11 protein-coding genes are annotated in these 14,833 nt (G+C 64.5%); 6 read left to right on the top strand and 5 right to left on the bottom strand.

All coding sequences use genetic code 11. The features are described 5' to 3' along the window. Positions 1 to 34 precede the first annotated feature (34 nt). Complete coding sequence (locus P3T24_RS05285; RefSeq protein ID WP_429288821.1) at positions 35 to 1,867, bottom strand: ABC transporter ATP-binding protein; 1,833 nt, start codon at positions 1,865 to 1,867, stop codon at positions 35 to 37. A 229-nt stretch (positions 1,868 to 2,096) separates the two neighbouring features. Here P3T24_RS05285 and P3T24_RS05280 point away from each other — a divergent pair, with 229 nt between their 5' ends. After that, complete coding sequence (locus tag P3T24_RS05280) at positions 2,097 to 3,062, top strand: J domain-containing protein (RefSeq protein WP_429432945.1); 966 nt, start codon at positions 2,097 to 2,099, stop codon at positions 3,060 to 3,062. A 40-nt stretch (positions 3,063 to 3,102) separates the two neighbouring features. On the opposite strand, the gene P3T24_RS05275 is transcribed toward P3T24_RS05280, so the two are convergent. Genes P3T24_RS05275 through P3T24_RS05265 form a run of 3 tightly spaced genes read right to left on the bottom strand, consistent with a single transcriptional unit; the run spans position 3,103 to position 7,521 of the window. After that, positions 3,103 to 4,245, bottom strand: a complete 1,143-nt coding sequence (locus P3T24_RS05275; RefSeq protein ID WP_429432943.1) for a lipocalin-like domain-containing protein — start codon at positions 4,243 to 4,245, stop codon at positions 3,103 to 3,105. Next, positions 4,245 to 6,812 (bottom strand): FtsX-like permease family protein, encoded by a 2,568-nt coding sequence (locus tag P3T24_RS05270; RefSeq protein ID WP_429432941.1) that lies wholly within the window; start codon positions 6,810 to 6,812, stop codon positions 4,245 to 4,247. The genes P3T24_RS05275 and P3T24_RS05270 overlap by 1 nt, the downstream gene beginning before the upstream one ends. Next, positions 6,805 to 7,521 carry an ABC transporter ATP-binding protein gene (locus P3T24_RS05265; protein WP_429432939.1) on the bottom strand — a complete coding sequence of 239 codons (717 nt, stop codon included), beginning with the start codon at positions 7,519 to 7,521 and terminating at the stop codon, positions 6,805 to 6,807. The genes P3T24_RS05270 and P3T24_RS05265 overlap by 8 nt, the downstream gene beginning before the upstream one ends. A 232-nt stretch (positions 7,522 to 7,753) precedes the next feature. Here P3T24_RS05265 and P3T24_RS05260 point away from each other — a divergent pair, with 232 nt between their 5' ends. Further along, on the top strand, positions 7,754 to 8,188 hold the full coding sequence (locus P3T24_RS05260; RefSeq protein ID WP_429409587.1) for a PRC-barrel domain-containing protein: 435 nt from the start codon (positions 7,754 to 7,756) through the stop codon (positions 8,186 to 8,188). Positions 8,189 to 8,221: 33 nt separating this feature from the next. Here the strand turns inward: P3T24_RS05260 and P3T24_RS05255 are convergent, their stop codons facing one another. Next, complete coding sequence (locus tag P3T24_RS05255) at positions 8,222 to 8,986, bottom strand: flagellar brake protein (RefSeq protein ID WP_429409588.1); 765 nt, start codon at positions 8,984 to 8,986, stop codon at positions 8,222 to 8,224. Positions 8,987 to 9,451: 465 nt separating this feature from the next. Here P3T24_RS05255 and poxB point away from each other — a divergent pair, with 465 nt between their 5' ends. Genes poxB through P3T24_RS05235 form a run of 4 tightly spaced genes read left to right on the top strand, consistent with a single transcriptional unit; the run spans position 9,452 to position 14,831 of the window. Next, a complete protein-coding gene (gene poxB, locus P3T24_RS05250; protein ID WP_429409589.1) occupies positions 9,452 to 11,173 on the top strand; it encodes a ubiquinone-dependent pyruvate dehydrogenase in 1,722 nt (573 codons plus the stop codon). Further along, entirely contained in the window at positions 11,173 to 11,553 is a 381-nt protein-coding gene (locus P3T24_RS05245) for a YtcA family lipoprotein (protein ID WP_429432937.1), read from the top strand. The genes poxB and P3T24_RS05245 overlap by 1 nt, the downstream gene beginning before the upstream one ends. A 15-nt stretch (positions 11,554 to 11,568) precedes the next feature. After that, positions 11,569 to 12,684, top strand: a complete 1,116-nt coding sequence (gene mdtN, locus P3T24_RS05240) for a multidrug transporter subunit MdtN (protein ID WP_429432935.1) — start codon at positions 11,569 to 11,571, stop codon at positions 12,682 to 12,684. Further along, a complete protein-coding gene (locus tag P3T24_RS05235; RefSeq protein ID WP_429288824.1) occupies positions 12,681 to 14,831 on the top strand; it encodes an FUSC family protein in 2,151 nt (716 codons plus the stop codon). The genes mdtN and P3T24_RS05235 overlap by 4 nt, the downstream gene beginning before the upstream one ends. Positions 14,832 to 14,833 lie beyond the last annotated feature (2 nt).

Here is a 14,833-nt window from a genome sequence, read left to right as displayed (position 1 = left end):
GGGACCCCGGCGCCCGCGGGGTCCGGTCAACCGGTCACGCCAGTTCTGGCGGCGGAGTGCTGCGCTTGCGTTGGCGCGTCAGCGTATCGCGGTAGATGCCGGGGACGGTCGCCAGTTCAGAGGGCGAGCCGTCCTGGACGACGCGGCCGCGATTGACCACGACGATCCGGTCGAAGCTCTGCAGCGTAGACAGGCGGTGGGCGATGGCGACCACCGTGCGGTTTTGCATCAGACGTTCGAGCGCCAGCTGGATCGCGGCTTCCGAGGCCGAGTCGAGCGACGACGTGGCTTCGTCGAGCAGAAGGATCGGCGAGTCGCGCAGAATGGCGCGCGCAATGGCGATCCGCTGCCGTTGACCGCCGGAGAGCTTGGTGCCGCGATCTCCGACTACGGTGTCGAGCCCGTCGGGCAACGCGCTGAGGATGTCCATGCAGTTGGCATCCTCGCAGGCGCGCTTGACATCCGCCTCGTTCGCTTTCGGCACCCCATAGCGGATATTTTCGAGCAAGGTCCGGTGGAACAGCGAGACATCCTGCGGCACGATCGAAATCGCGGCCTGGAGACTGTCCTGGCCGACCTTCGAGATGTCCTGTCCCGAGATGCTGACGGTGCCGGACGCCGGTTCGTAGAAGTGCTGGATCAGGGCAAGAATCGTCGATTTGCCGGCGCCCGACGGACCGACCAGCCCCACGCGCTCGCCCGCGCGGATCTGCAGGTTCAGGCCGTTCAACACCGGCCGGCGCCCCGGATAGGCAAACGTGACGTTGTTGAAATCGATGGTTGCGGTGGTGACGTGCAACGGCGGTGCGTCGTGGTGCTCCGGCATCGCGTGGGGCGCGAGCAGGATGGCCGAGGCTTCGCCAAGGCGCGCCACGTACTGCGTCAGATCCACGAATGCGACCGCCAGATCGCGTGTGCCGTGCAGAATCGCGAAGCCGAGCGAGCTGATCAGCACGACGTCGCCCGTCGTCGCGCGGTCCATGCTCCATAGCCAGAGGGTCCAGCCGAGCATGCCAGCGGAAAGGATCGCCGTGGCGATTGCATGCAGCAGACGCAGCTTTTCGAGGTAAAGCAGGCTGCCGGTACGCGCTTTGGTCTCAACGCCCAGTTGCTCGTCGAGGCGTCGACGTTCCCTCCCGATGGCTGAGAACGCACGCACGAGCCCCATGTTGCCGATGATGTCCACCAGTTCGCCATCCACCGCTGCGGCCCGCGCAGCGAAGGCATGGTGCCGCGAAGTGCCGCGGCTCGCCAGGACGTAAACACCGAAAGCGAGAATGCCGGAGACCGCCACCAGCGCGGCGCTCATCGGCACGCTGACGGCGCCAACCATGATGATGGCGCCGATTACCGTGAGGCACGGCGGTATCGCCGTCCACGAAGCGGTGTTTTCGAGTATGTACGCCGCGTTCGCCGTGGCGGAAATGCGGCTCGAGAGGACGCCCGGCTGCTTGTCGGCGAAGAACGCGGGTGGGTGAGCGGTCAGATAGGCGAACATCTCGCGCCGGATATCGCCGGTCACCGTGACGAAAGTCCGCGCGGCGATCCAGCCGCCGACGCGCCAGAACAGGTTGTCCGCGAGAATCAGTCCGACGAGAATTACGAAGGCCCGCATTACGACAGCGGGATGGGTGCGGCCAGAAGGTAACGCATCGACGAGATTCTTGATGCCCCATTGCGAGGCCAGCGCGCACCCGACCGCGGCAAGCACACTCACCAGCACGATCAGATGGGAGACCTTGCGCCGGGCGATGTAGCGCCATAGCAGAGCCATCGGCTTGCCGGCATAACGGGACATCTCGCTCGAGCGCGCGCGCCGGCGCGCATGGCGAATATGGCGCCGGCGGGTCGGTTCGGGAATTTCCATTGCCTGTTGCTCCGTCGTTTTTACGGGGCCGGCAGGGCTGCGCACCGATACAATCGGGCGGTTGCTGCAAGCGGAAAGGCTTGGTGAAACGGTACACCACGGAAGGCGTCAGCAACCGGCGTGCCTGTCGCGCGCAAAGCGGTAAGGGCTCGCATGGCCGCGCCGTTCAAGCAATCTGTTTTTGAGCCGATATGCTGTCGATGCGGGGAAGAATCGCCACGGAAAGCACATGCATACCCATTACGACAATCTCAAGGTCACGCGCGGCGCGCCGGCCGAGGTGATCCGGGCCGCCTATAAGGCCCTCAGCCAGCGTTACCATCCCGACAAAAATACCAGTCCGGATGCACAGCGCATCATGCGCATTATCAACGAGGCTTACGCGGTGTTGGGCGACCCGGAACGCAGAAAGGCGTACGACCGCGAACTTTCGGCGCATGAGCAGCAAGCGCCGAAAGTGCAGGGGCCGCCGCCCGATGCGGCGCCGGCGTACCCTTCGCCGCGCGAGCGCAACGGCAGGGCGGAACCGTCCTTCGCGGCGTCCGCCAGGGCTTCGACGTTCAACGAGAGGCGGCACACAGCACCCGAAGCGGCCACTTCCCAGCAGGGCAAGACGAAGGAGTCGGCTCGGGCGCGCGCCTTCAGGATTGTTGTTTGCGTTGCCATCGTATTGGCCGCGGCGTGGACGGGTTGGCACGCGAACCATCGCCTGCCGGTTCATCGGACCATTGCGAGCGCGGCACCGCACGCCAATGTCGCCGCCAGATGGACTAATCCTGTCACCGGTGCGAGTGTGCAGATAGATGGCGTCTGGACGCTCTCGGTAACCAGAACCGAAAACGGCGAGCCGATCTATACCTTCACCGACCCGACCGGCCACGCCGCGGTCGTCTTCGCGCGGGAAGTTCTGCCGGACGTGGGGTTCAGCCGATACATCCCCGCGTATCTGCGCAACAATGCGTCGACGATGCCGCTCGGCGTGCCAGGGACGCGCGACACGGTCGACGGTCATGAAAGCTGGATTGCCGAGGGCCGCCTAAAGTCGGACCCCACGATGAAAACGCATGTGGAATTGCGCCATATCGACGCGTCGTTCTGGCGCATCGTGACCGTGCAGGGGCAACCCTACGAGAACACGGACGAAGCGACGGGCAAGCTCAAACAGCAGTTGTGGGGCACGCTGGCAGGGCTTTGATGGGCCGACAGCCGCATCAGGACAACGGCAAAGAGTAGCACTACCGCGCAGCCTTCGTCGGGTTCTGAAGTTCAAACGGCTTCTGATAGCCGGTCAGCTCCAGATAGCCCCGGCCCACGTTTGCGCCGCCGCGCTTCAAAGTCACCGCACCTTCCCAGTAAGCAGAGCCGGTCGAGTCGCGGGCGTCCATTTCCTGATCGTCCAGCAAGGGTTCGAGCTGCCACGTGAGCGTGCCGGTCTTGACGGTTTCGGCCACCGGATAAAGCGTATTCGTGCGCGGCGAGCGCCACGTTCTCTGCGGGACGAAATCGACCTGCGCCGGGTCGAACGTGGTGAGCTTGCCGCTTGCGTCGCGCAGCACCGCGTGCGCCCAGACGGACCCGCCATTGCGGCCGCGCACCTTGAACGCCATCAACGCAGAGCCATCAGCGAGGTTGGCACCGAGCCAGTCCCACCCAGCCGCATCGGGGCTCAGGATCGTGCTGGACCATTCGTGATCGAGCCATGCCACGCCGCTTACTGACGTGGGTGTGCCTGAGCGGCCCGTCGGGTGCGAGGGCCGCGAGACGCTGCCGCTGACGCGCAGCTGCGGCTCGCTGTAGTAGTAACTGGCTTCGCTCTGAAGCGGGCCTTTTTGCGAGTAGCCGTGGTCCCCCTGCAGCAGCAGTGGCTGCGTCGGCGTGAACGACAGGTTCAGCGCAAACTCGCGGGTTTCGGCATGCACCAGGTAGCGGCCGTCGGTCGCGCGCACCATGCTCCATGTGTCGAGCTTGACGTCGGTATTGCCGGTTTTGGCATAGGCGAGGCCGAAACCCTGCCGGGCGATTTTCTGGTCATGTACGAGCGTGCCGAAAGCCGGATCGCTCAGCGCGGCGTGCGCGATGATCAGCTGTGAAGGCGCGAATGCGCTCGGATCCGCCGCGTCGTCACCGGTGGCCGAGCGGAAGAAAGTAATCTGGAAACCTAACGGTTTGCCGTCCGGTGTGTCGAGCCAGCCGGTGGCGTACCACCATTCGGTCTGAAACGAGGGATGCGCGCCGGTATCCGCTGGAAACGCCAGCGCGTGACCGGGCGTGACCGCGGCGAACCCGGGTGACGCGGCTATCGTGGGCATGGCAATCGTTATGCCGAGAAAGAACATGAACAACGCAATACCCGACACGGTTCGGACTCTGTGCCGCATCACCAATCCTCCTTTACGGCGCGGACCGCATCGACGGAGACTGCCCGGCGTCCCGCCACCACGGCGGTTGCGCACGAAGCGACCAGCATCACCGCAGCCACCATGCTCAAGACGAACCACGGCATGTGCAACGACATGCTCCAGTGAAACGACTGCGGGTTGACCACGAACACGAGAATCAGGCTGATGGCAAAGCCGAGGACAAAGCCCATCGCGATGCCAAGCGCCGTCAGCATGCCGCCCTCCTTGGCGAGGATGGCGATGATCTGCGCGCGCGTCACGCCGACGTGGCGCAGCATGCCGAACTCGCGCGAGCGGGCCAGCGTTTGCGCGGAGAACGTCGCCGCAACACCGAACAGCCCGATGACGATGGCGACCGCTTCGAGCAGATACGTGACGGCAAAGCTGCGGTCGAAGACGGTCAGCGAGCGGGCGCGAATCTCGCCGGGTTGCGCGAACTGCAGCGCGTCGCCGAACGGCAGTGCGCGCAGCGCGGCGATGACCCGATCGATGTCGGCGCCCGGCGCGACAGTGATCGCCACATCGGTGGCGCCGGTGTCGTGAGTCAGGCGCCGATAGTCGGCCAGCCGCAACTCGATCGCGCCGGTCTGACGCACATAGTCGCGCCACACGCCGGCCACGACGAACGCCTCGTTGTGCTGCCCGACCGGCAATTCGACATGTTCGCCGAGCCGGTAGCCATACAGATCGACCATGGCCTCGGACACCCAAACCGGCTTCTCGCCATGCAGTGCGGATGGAAGCAGCACGGGCCCGGACATTTGCAGACTGGCGCCGGGGTCGGCTGCGTCGATTTCGCGGGCGAGAAGAACGATTGCGGGACGTGCGGGATCGAGCGTGAGTTGCGACGCACGCGTAAATGCCGCGGTCTTCACGCCGGCTGTTGCCGCGATGCTTGCCTGATCGGCGAGGTTCAGCACACCGGTGTCGCCGTTCGGCGCAACTCGCACATACAGGTTGGCGGACAGCAGATGTTCGAGCCATTCGTCGACGGAAACGCGGAAGCTCGCCACCATGATCGCCATTGCGACGATCAGCGCGAAGCTCGAGAGCACGCCGCTCATCGCCACCGACGCTTGTCCGGGCGCATTGGCAAGCCGTGCCAGCGACAGCGCGCTGGTGGTTTTCGCCTGACGTCCCACGCGCGAACGACCGAGGGCCGTGAACAACACGGCCGTGCAGCGCGGCATCAACGCAATGCCACCTACGAGCAGAAGCGCGACCGCGAGGTAGCCAAGAACCGGCGCCTCGAAAACGGGCGGCATCTGCGTGAACACCCCCGCCAGCGCGAGGCAGCCGAGCGCAGGCCACGGCGTGGCGAGCCGCGCCAACGCGCCTTCTTCACTGCCGGCCTTGAGGGCGGCAGCCGGTCGGGCACGTGCTGCCTCGAGCGCAGGCGCGAAACTGCCAAGCACGGAGACTCCAATTCCCAAGGCGAGAAAAATCGCTGTCGCGATCGGTTCGAAACTGACACCAGGCCGAACGCCTGGGAAATAACCGCCACCCAGATCGCTGCCGAAAAACCGCAACGCGACGCTTGCCAACGCGTAACCGAGCGCAAGGCCCGCAATTGATCCAAGCACGCCAAGAACGGCGCCTTCCATCAGGATCTGCCGCAGCAACTGCCCGCGCGTAAAGCCGAGCACCCGCAGCATGGCCAGTTGCGATCGGCGCCGCACGACACTCAACGCCTGGGTCGAGAACACCAGAAATGCCCCGGTGAACAGCGCCACCAGCGCCAGCACATTCATGTTGATACGGTACGCACGTGACAGACGGTCGGTCCGGCTTTCGACGTCATGCGGTTCGGACACAACCAGTTGATTGCCCAACCGCGCCTGCAGTTCGCGTCTGAAGCGTTCGCGGTCGACGCCGCGCTCGAGTTCAAGGTCGACCCGCGACAACTTCCCGAGCCTGCCGAAACGCCACTGCGCGGCGGCGATATCCATCACGGCAATGCGCTGACCCGGCCTGGCTCTGACGAGACCGCCTGCGACGCGGAACGGCACACTGGCTGTGCCGCTCAACAGGGAGATGTGCTGGCCGGTCACGGTGTTTAGCCATTGCTGGGCCGCTGGCGAAAGAAAGAGGGTGTCGTCGGCGAGGGTATCCATGGGACGCTGCGACGCAGGCACCCCGACCAGGTCCGGCGCGATCTGGCTGGCTTTGAAAACGTCGATGCCCAGCACCTTGAGCGGTGCATTCTGGCCAGGCACGGTCGCGTCCAGTTCGAGGACGGGGCTGGCGAGCGCGACGCCGGGTTCATCGGCAAGCCGCGGGTACCACGACTCATCGAAAGTAGGCTGCGCGCCCCGCACCTGCAGGTCAGCCTGGCCGGACAGGCTCCGGGCCGCTGCCGAGAATTCGTTGAACGCCGCGCTGTTGATCAGCTGCACGGCGTAACCGAGCGCCACACCCAGCGCGATCGTCATGACGGCGACAATCGCGCGCCCGCGCTGACTGCGCCACTCCGCTTCGAGCAGCCAACGGGCGAGCCGCCGACTGCCGCTCACGGGCGCAGACTCCGGCCGCAAGGCGTCACTCATGAGACGAACGAACCTGCTGCACGTCGGCATGCCCAGCGGGATGCAGGCCGCCCTCACTGAGGATCAGCACGCGGTCCGCGACGGCCGCGGCCGCGACGGAGTGCGTCACCATCATGGTTGCCGCACCGTTCGCCTTGGCTTCGGCGCGAAACAGGGCGAGCACTTCGTGAGCCGTATCCGGGTCGAGATTGCCGGTGGGCTCATCCGCCAGAATCAGCCGCGGACGATGCACCAGCGCGCGGGCGATCGCCACCCGCTGCAGTTCGCCGCCGGACAACTGCCGCGGGAAATCGTCGCCGCGTCCAGCGAGGCCGACTGCAGCCAGCATTTCAACAGCATGGGCCGGCGGCAAATTGTTGAGCAGCAGCGGCAAGGCGACGTTTTGCGCGAGCGTCAGATGCGGCAGCACATGAAATGCCTGGAAAACGAAGCCGAGCTTTTGCCGGCGCAGGCGGGTCGCTGCATCGTCGTCGAGGCCCGAGACCAGCGTGCCATCGATGAGGACCTCGCCGCTATCGGGCACGTCGAGCCCTGCGATCAGGTTGAGCAGCGTCGATTTGCCGACCCCCGAGTCGCCCATGATCGCTACGAATTCGCCAGGGTCGAGCATAAAGTCGAGCTGTGCGAGGACCACGCGGGCGGTCCCGTAGGCTTTGCTCAATCGTCGGCATTCAAGCGCCGGAGCAGGGCATTCATCGCGAACGCGCATCGGTATCGGTATCGGTGGTGTTCAGTTCAGGGGAAGGGAAGCGGGCGGCGCCATCGCGCTTGTCATTGCGGTCGTCATTGCGTTTGTCATCGCGTTTGCCATCTTACCCGGCGCGGCCGATCGGCGTGCGCGGCGCCGGCAACGGCCGCCGCATGAGGCGTGGGCATGGCGTGTGCTACCCGGTAATTCGCCTGTTGGCGAAACGCCTTTGACCCAGATTAAGGATATGAAGATGAAAGCAAAGACACTCGTATGCGCCGGCGCGCTCGTATTCACCTGTTGCGCAGTGCCGCTCGCGCAGGCGCAGATTGCCGGCGTTCAACCGCTCGGCGGCTCGGTGGAGGAAACCAATGGTCTGCTGCACGGCTGGAGCGTACGTAAGGCGCTGGTCGACGAACCGGTCTACAACGATGCCAATGACAATATCGGCAAAATCTATGACCTGATCATTGCGCCCGATCGCAAGGCGACGTACGCGGTGCTATCGGTGGGTGGCTTCCTCGGCATGGGTATCCATTACGTGGCCATTCCGATCGACCGCTTCGACATCCGCAACGGCAATCTCTATCTGGCGGGCGCCACCAAAGAAGCCTTGAAAAACCTGCCTGAATTCCAGTACAACAAGCTCGAGAAGGCGACCAGGCCGCACAAGGTTAACCCGCAATAATCCCTGCGACAATACCGTCGAATGGTGCCGCGCTCACTCGCGCGGCACCAGCGCCTGGCGCCGCGTTTCAAGCTGCGTAATGACGCGCTGAAGCATCCGTTCGGCAGGCCCGGGTAACCCGGCAAACCTGCAGCCCATCACGAAGCGCCGCTCGCCGCTGGTACTCGTAAAGTGCCTGGGCGCGACAATTTCCAGATCGAGCCTGAGCGTACCGAAGTCGCCAAGCTGCAATGTGACATCCGTCAAGACGCAGCCTGCGTCGAGCGTGCCGAAACGCGCATTCGCGGTGCGCAGCGCAACCCCACCCAGCGACAGATCCTGCATCTCCACCTTGAACGAATCGCCGTCCGCGTAACGTCCGCTGACGACATACGGATCGAGTGCGGGCGTCTGCACGCGGAAATATTCACGACGCTGGACGTAGTAGAGGAGTGCAGGGAACGGCGCTTCGAAAGCAAGCCGTCCTTCGAAGACGATTGCCTCGGCCGCGTCCGTGGCGAACTCGACCCGAATACCGCCGGGCAAGCTGCGGAACATCAGCTTCTTCGCACCCGGCAAGCTGCGGTTGTCGGCGGCGACGCTACCGGCATCGAAAATAAAACGGCCGTTGCGCGAGTCGACCGCGAGCACCTGCGTGACGATCTGCCGTCCATCGAATTCCGCCGTGACAAAGTCCCCGCCTGATACGAGCTTGCGAAGGCACACCGCAATCTGCAATGGGTGGCGTTGCGCGAAGTCCGGATGAATATCGCTCGCCGGTTCGGCAAGGTCGGAATCGAGCAAAAGGTCGTCGATCATCGTGGTCCCCGTGGACGTTGCGGCCCTGGTACGGCCTGGTTTCTAGTCGATGAACGCGGGAGAAAACCACGCCGGCGTCCGTCTCTACAGGCTGTACTGCAGGGATCGTGCCATGTGAATGAAGGGTGATCTTCGATGGCGGGGAGCAGGGCGCAAAGCCTTGTGGGACGGGACTTCCGAGGCAATGCAACAGCGGCGGCGCAACGGACATCAAAGGCTGCCGCTACGTAACGGCCAGAGGATTGTTACGGGCCACGTGGGCGATGGACGGACAACGCGGCGAACCTACGGCCGATACACGCCAGAGCCCGGATTGCACACCGTGCTAAATCGCAAGCAGCCCGTGCGATTTGAACAGCGCCGGCAGGCGCGGCGCGGCACTATCACCAGACGCACGCGGCATGCCGGCCTCAGTTCCCGGTCCACCGGCTCACTCGCACTCACCTGTCCGTACGGAGGTACCGCATGACTACCGCAGCTGACTACCTGGTCACCACGCTTGAGCATGCTGGCGTCAAGCGTATTTTTGGCGTCGTTGGAGATTCATTGAACGGCATCTCCGACTCGCTGCGGCGGCGTGGCAAGATCGACTGGATTCACGTCCGGCACGAGGAAGGCGCGGCGTTTGCCGCCGGTGCCGAGGCGCATCTGACCGGGCAGCTCGCGGTATGCGCGGGCAGTTGCGGACCGGGCAATCTGCATCTGATCAACGGGCTGTTCGACTGCCAGCGCAGTGGTGTACCCGTGCTGGCGATCGCCGCACATATCCCGAGCAGCGAGATCGGCATCGACTACTTCCAGGCGACGCATCCGGAGAGCCTTTTCAAGGAGTGCAGCCACTACGTCGAACTGGTGTCGAACGCCGAGCAACTGCCGCAGATCCTGACCCGCGCGATGCGGGTCGCGGTGGCACGCCGCGGCGTCGCCGTCGTCGTGATTCCGGGCAACGTCGCGCTGTCGCCTTCGATCGCTGAAGTGCCGGCCTGGGTGGTGCCCACCTCGGCGCCGGTGCTGCGCCCGAACGACGACGACATCGCCTGCCTCGCGGGCATGTTGCACTCGGCATCGAAGATCACGCTGATGTGCGGCGCCGGCTGCGCGGGTGCGCATGACGAAGTCGTGGAACTGGCCAGGCGCCTCAAGGCGCCGATCGTGCATTCGCTGCGCGGCAAGGAGTACATCGAGCACGACAATCCGTACGACGTCGGCATGACCGGCATGGTCGGCTTCGCCTCGGGCTATGCTGCGATGAAGGCGTGCGACATGCTCCTGCTGCTGGGCACGGACTTTCCGTACCGGCAGTTCTATCCGGACAACGCCAGGATCGCCCAGATCGACGTGCGCCCCGAAGCGCTCGGCAATCGCTGCTCGCTCGATCTCGGTCTGCTCGGCACGGTGAAGGACACGCTCGCCGCGTTGCTGCCCGTGCTCAACGAAAAGACCGATACCTCGCATCTCGAGAGCGCGCTCGAACACTACGCCACCGCACGCAGGGATCTGGATTCGCTTGCGGAAAGCAATCCGTCGAGCACGACGATTCATCCTCAATACGTCACGCGTCTGGTCAGCCAGCTCGCGGCGGATGATGCGATTTTCACCTGCGACGTCGGCACACCGATCGCATGGACCGCGCGCTATCTGAAGCTGAACGGCAAGCGCAGGCTGATCGGCTCGTTTAACCATGGCTCGATGGCCAACGCGCTGCTGCATGCGATCGGCGCCCAGGCAGCATGTCCGGGCCGCCAGGTCGTGTCGATGTCCGGTGACGGCGGCTTCGCGATGATGATGGGCGAATTCCTCACGCTGGTTCAGGCCGGCTTGCCCGTGAAGGTCGTGGTCCTGAACAACGGCACGCTCGGCTTCGTCGAAATCGAAATGCGCGCGTCGGGCTTCATCGACACCGGCACCGAGCTGATCAACCCCAACTTCGCGAAGATGGCCGAAGCGATCGGCGTGAAGGGCATTCGCGTCGAGAAGCCGCAGGACCTCGAAGCGGGACTCGCTGCAGCGTTCGCGCACGATGGTCCGGCGCTGGTCGATGTGGTCAGCGCGCGCGAGGAACTCATCATGCCGCCCAAGACGACGATCGACGAAGCGTGGCATTTCGGGCTCTTCATGATGAAGTCAGTGCTGGACGGCCGCGGCAAGTCGCTGATCGATCTGGCGAAAGTGAATCTGACACGCTGATGCTGGCTACCCGTACCGGTTCACGCGTGCGCTGCGCTACACCTGGGCCGCACGTGCCGAAGCCGCCCTCCAGCACCGCTACAGCGGAAGACGCACGCCTGCAGAAGGGGCCGGCACGCCGCCGGTGCGAGGCAGCCTTGAGCCTCCTGATGTGCGTGCTGCTGACGGCATGCTCGGGCTCGCCGTCGGTGGGGATTCTCGGAGCGTATTTTCCGGACTGGCTGTTCTGCGTGATCGGAGGCACGGTGCTGACGGCCGTCGTGCATGTGTTGTCGTACCGCAATGGCTACGGTAGCTGGCTTACGCCCCCGGCGATCGTCTATCCCGCGCTGACGGTGCTCTTTTCGATTGTGCTCTGGGCCATTGGCTTCAATCTGTGACACACGGTGCGAAATATGAGTTCTAATCCGACCGCGCCAAACGGCTCCGGTACAACGAAGCCTCGACCCCGCACCTGGCCGGCGATCCTGCTGATCGTGCTGGTGGTGGCTGCCGCCATCGCGGCGATCTGGCGCGTCGACACGGTGCCGCGCACCGACGACGCCTATGCCTATGCGGACACCATCGGCGTGTCGCCGGAAGTGAGCGGCAAGATCGTCAACCTGGCCGTGCGCGACAATCAGCAGGTCAAGCAGGGCGATCTGCTGTTCCAGATCGACCCGCGTCCGTATCAATACACGTTGGCGCGGGCACAGGCCTCGCTTGCGCAACTCGATGCGCAGATTCCGTTGACCCAGCGCAGCGTGAACGCGCAGACCTTCGCTGCTGCCGCGGCGAAGTCGGCGGTCGTGCGTGCCCAGGCCGCGGCGAACCAGGCAAGCGACACGCTCGCCAGAATGGCGCCGCTGATCGGCAAGGGCTACATTTCCGCCGACGACCTCGATCGCGCACGCACCGCACAGCGCTCCGCGCTCGCGGAACTGGCGGCGGCCGAATCTCAGGAACGCGAAGCGCAGGCCGCCGTCAGCAGCGTCGACGCGCTGGTGGCGCAACGCTCGGTGTTGCAGGCCGAAATTGCGTCGGCGCAGCTCAATCTCGAGTACGCCACGGTACGGGCGCCATTCGACGGCCGCGTCGTGCAGCTGACCACATCGGTCGGGCAGTTCGTCTCCGCACAAAAGCCGGTGTTCACACTGATCGATACACGACACTGGTACGTGATTGCGAATTTCCGCGAGAACGAACTCGGCAATATCCACCCCGGCACACCCGCGACGGTCTACCTGATGAGCGACACCGGGATTCGCTTCAGCGGCGCGGTGGATTCGATCGGCTACGGCGTCGATCCGCAGGACGGCGGCGCCACGGCGAACGGCTTGCCGAATATCCAGCGCAGTATCAACTGGGTCCATGTCGCGCAGCGTTTTCCTGTGAAGATCGTGATCGATCATCCGGATCCGCGGCTGTTCCGTATCGGCACGTCGGCGGTAGCGGTGTTGCGTGTTCATGCGCAAGATGCAACGCACGATCCCGCGCACGACACGGCCGCCGCCAGCGGAGCACAGTCATGAGCACGGTGACCGGCTCGCGGCGCGAGCTCGCGTGGCCGCGCCCGCTGGCGCGTTTCGCGGCGTTTCTGCGGCGTGAACTGGCGGCGTTTCCCGGTCGCGGCAATGTCATGATGCGTTGCGTGCTGGGTAGCGCGATTGTGATCGTCACGTCGATGACGCTGCAGGTACCCGAGCTGGCGCTGTCGCTGATCGTCGTGTTCTTCGTCACACAGTCGAACGTGGTGTTGTCGCGCGTGATCGCGCTGAACATCGTGATTGGCTCGACCTGTGCGATCGCCAGCGCGATCGTGGTGTTCATGTTGACCTTCGATTACCCGCTGCTGCGCATCGCCGTCGCGAGCGCGGTATTTTTTTGCTGCACGTATCTGCTGCGGGCCGTCACGAAGTTCGGCCTGGTTTTCTTTGTCACCGCGTTGATCGTCATCTATGCGCAGAGCTTCGCCGATCGAACCGATAACGCTGAAGCATTGGTACGCGCCTGTCTGTGGGTATGGTCGGCAGTCAACTATCCGGTTGCCGTGGCCCTGATCCTCAATACGATCCTGCTGCCCGCCGAGCCTGAGCGGCAATTGCGGGCCGCCATGCACCGGCAACTTGGCGCAGTGCAGTCGCGTCTCGCCGCGCTGGTCGATCCCGCTGAGGTGCCAGTCGCGCTCAATACGAACGATCTGCAGCAGGGCGCGTTGTCGTTGCAGAAACTCATGCGCTTCTCCACGATGCGCAAACGCTACAGCGGACCTGCGGCCGCAGCGATGCTGGCCTGTGTGACCGCCGTGTCGCGGCTGTACGAAGCAGCGGCGGGATTGCCTGTCACGGCGCAACCGTCCACTGCGGCTGGGATTGCAGCTATCCGCCGCGTTCGGGGCGAAGTCGCGGCGCTCGATGCCGCGATTTCCGAAGGCTTGCCATTGCCGCGCGCAGCCGCTGCGGGCAGCGAGGAAGAGGGGCCGTCGATTCCCGCAGTCGCTGCGATGCAGCGAGCCATTGAAACCCTCGCCGATGCCGCCGCCAGCCAGGAATTGCACGCCAGCGCGCCGCCGCCCGCCGCCCCCGCGATGTTGCCGGCAGATGCCTTTACAAATCCGCTCTACGCCCGCTTCGCGCTTCGCACACTGATGTCGGTACTGATCTGCTATGTGTTCTACAACGCGGTGAACTGGCCCGGCATTCACACGATCATGCTGACCTGTCTCATCGTCGCGTTGCCTAGCCTCGGCGCATCGACCCGGCACGGCGTGCTGCGCATCAGCGGCGCGCTGATTGCAAGCGGTCTTGCACTGTTCGCGGTTGCGTTCGTCATCCCGCATCTGGAAAGCGTGACGGGCCTGCTGCTGATGAGTCTGCCGGTGATCGCGCTGGGCGCATGGGTGTCGGCCGGTTCCGAGAGGATCAGCTACGCCGGCCTGCAGATCATGTTCACCTTCTCGCTCGCCCTGCTGGAGCAGTTCGCGCCGCCGTCCGATCTCACCGAGATTCGCGACCGGCTGGTGGGGATTCTGCTCGGCGTGGGGGTTGCGACTTTCATGCAGATGTCGCTATGGCCGGAAGGCGAGGCCGACTCGCTGCGGCTGCAACTCGCCAAGGTTCTGCGCGCGATCGTAGGGGTTGCTCGCAATCATGCACAAGTGGTCGAAAGCGACGCTCCGGCGGCAGAATCGCAATCCGCGTCGACCGCCTGGGTCATGCTGGCCGATTGCGAAGCAATGCTCGCACGGGTTGCGCTCGAGCCCGACTGGCGCGAGGGCGAAACGGCCCGCGTCACGCTTCTCGCGCAAACGGTGCTCGCGCAGAGCCGCTCGATTCTGCTGGCGAGCGACGCGTTCCATATCGAGGCAAATTTCGACGCGCGACGCACTAATGTGTCGGGTGCGGGTTTGAGGCAAGCGTGCGGCGCATTGCAGCGAAACCTGGCAGAGTCGCTTGAGCGATATGCGCAGCAATTGTCGGGCGAGCCGCCACTCGCTGTGCCGCCGCTGCCACTCGATTTGACAAGGGTGGCCGCGGCGGCGGCAGGTGAAGAGGGAGGCGCGCCTGCCAACGCGCTGCTGGAGTGGGCCGCACGCATCGATACTGCGTTGTCGGGCCTGCCGCAATGGTCGACCGATGAACTGCCTTTAGCATTGCCGGCTGTTGCCGGACAGGGATAGCG

This window comes from Paraburkholderia sp. GAS33 (genome assembly GCF_050436645.1).
GTDB lineage: Bacteria > Pseudomonadota > Gammaproteobacteria > Burkholderiales > Burkholderiaceae > Paraburkholderia > Paraburkholderia phenazinium_B.
Note: the sequence above shows the minus strand (reverse complement) of the source record. Positions and strands in the feature narration are given on the sequence as shown.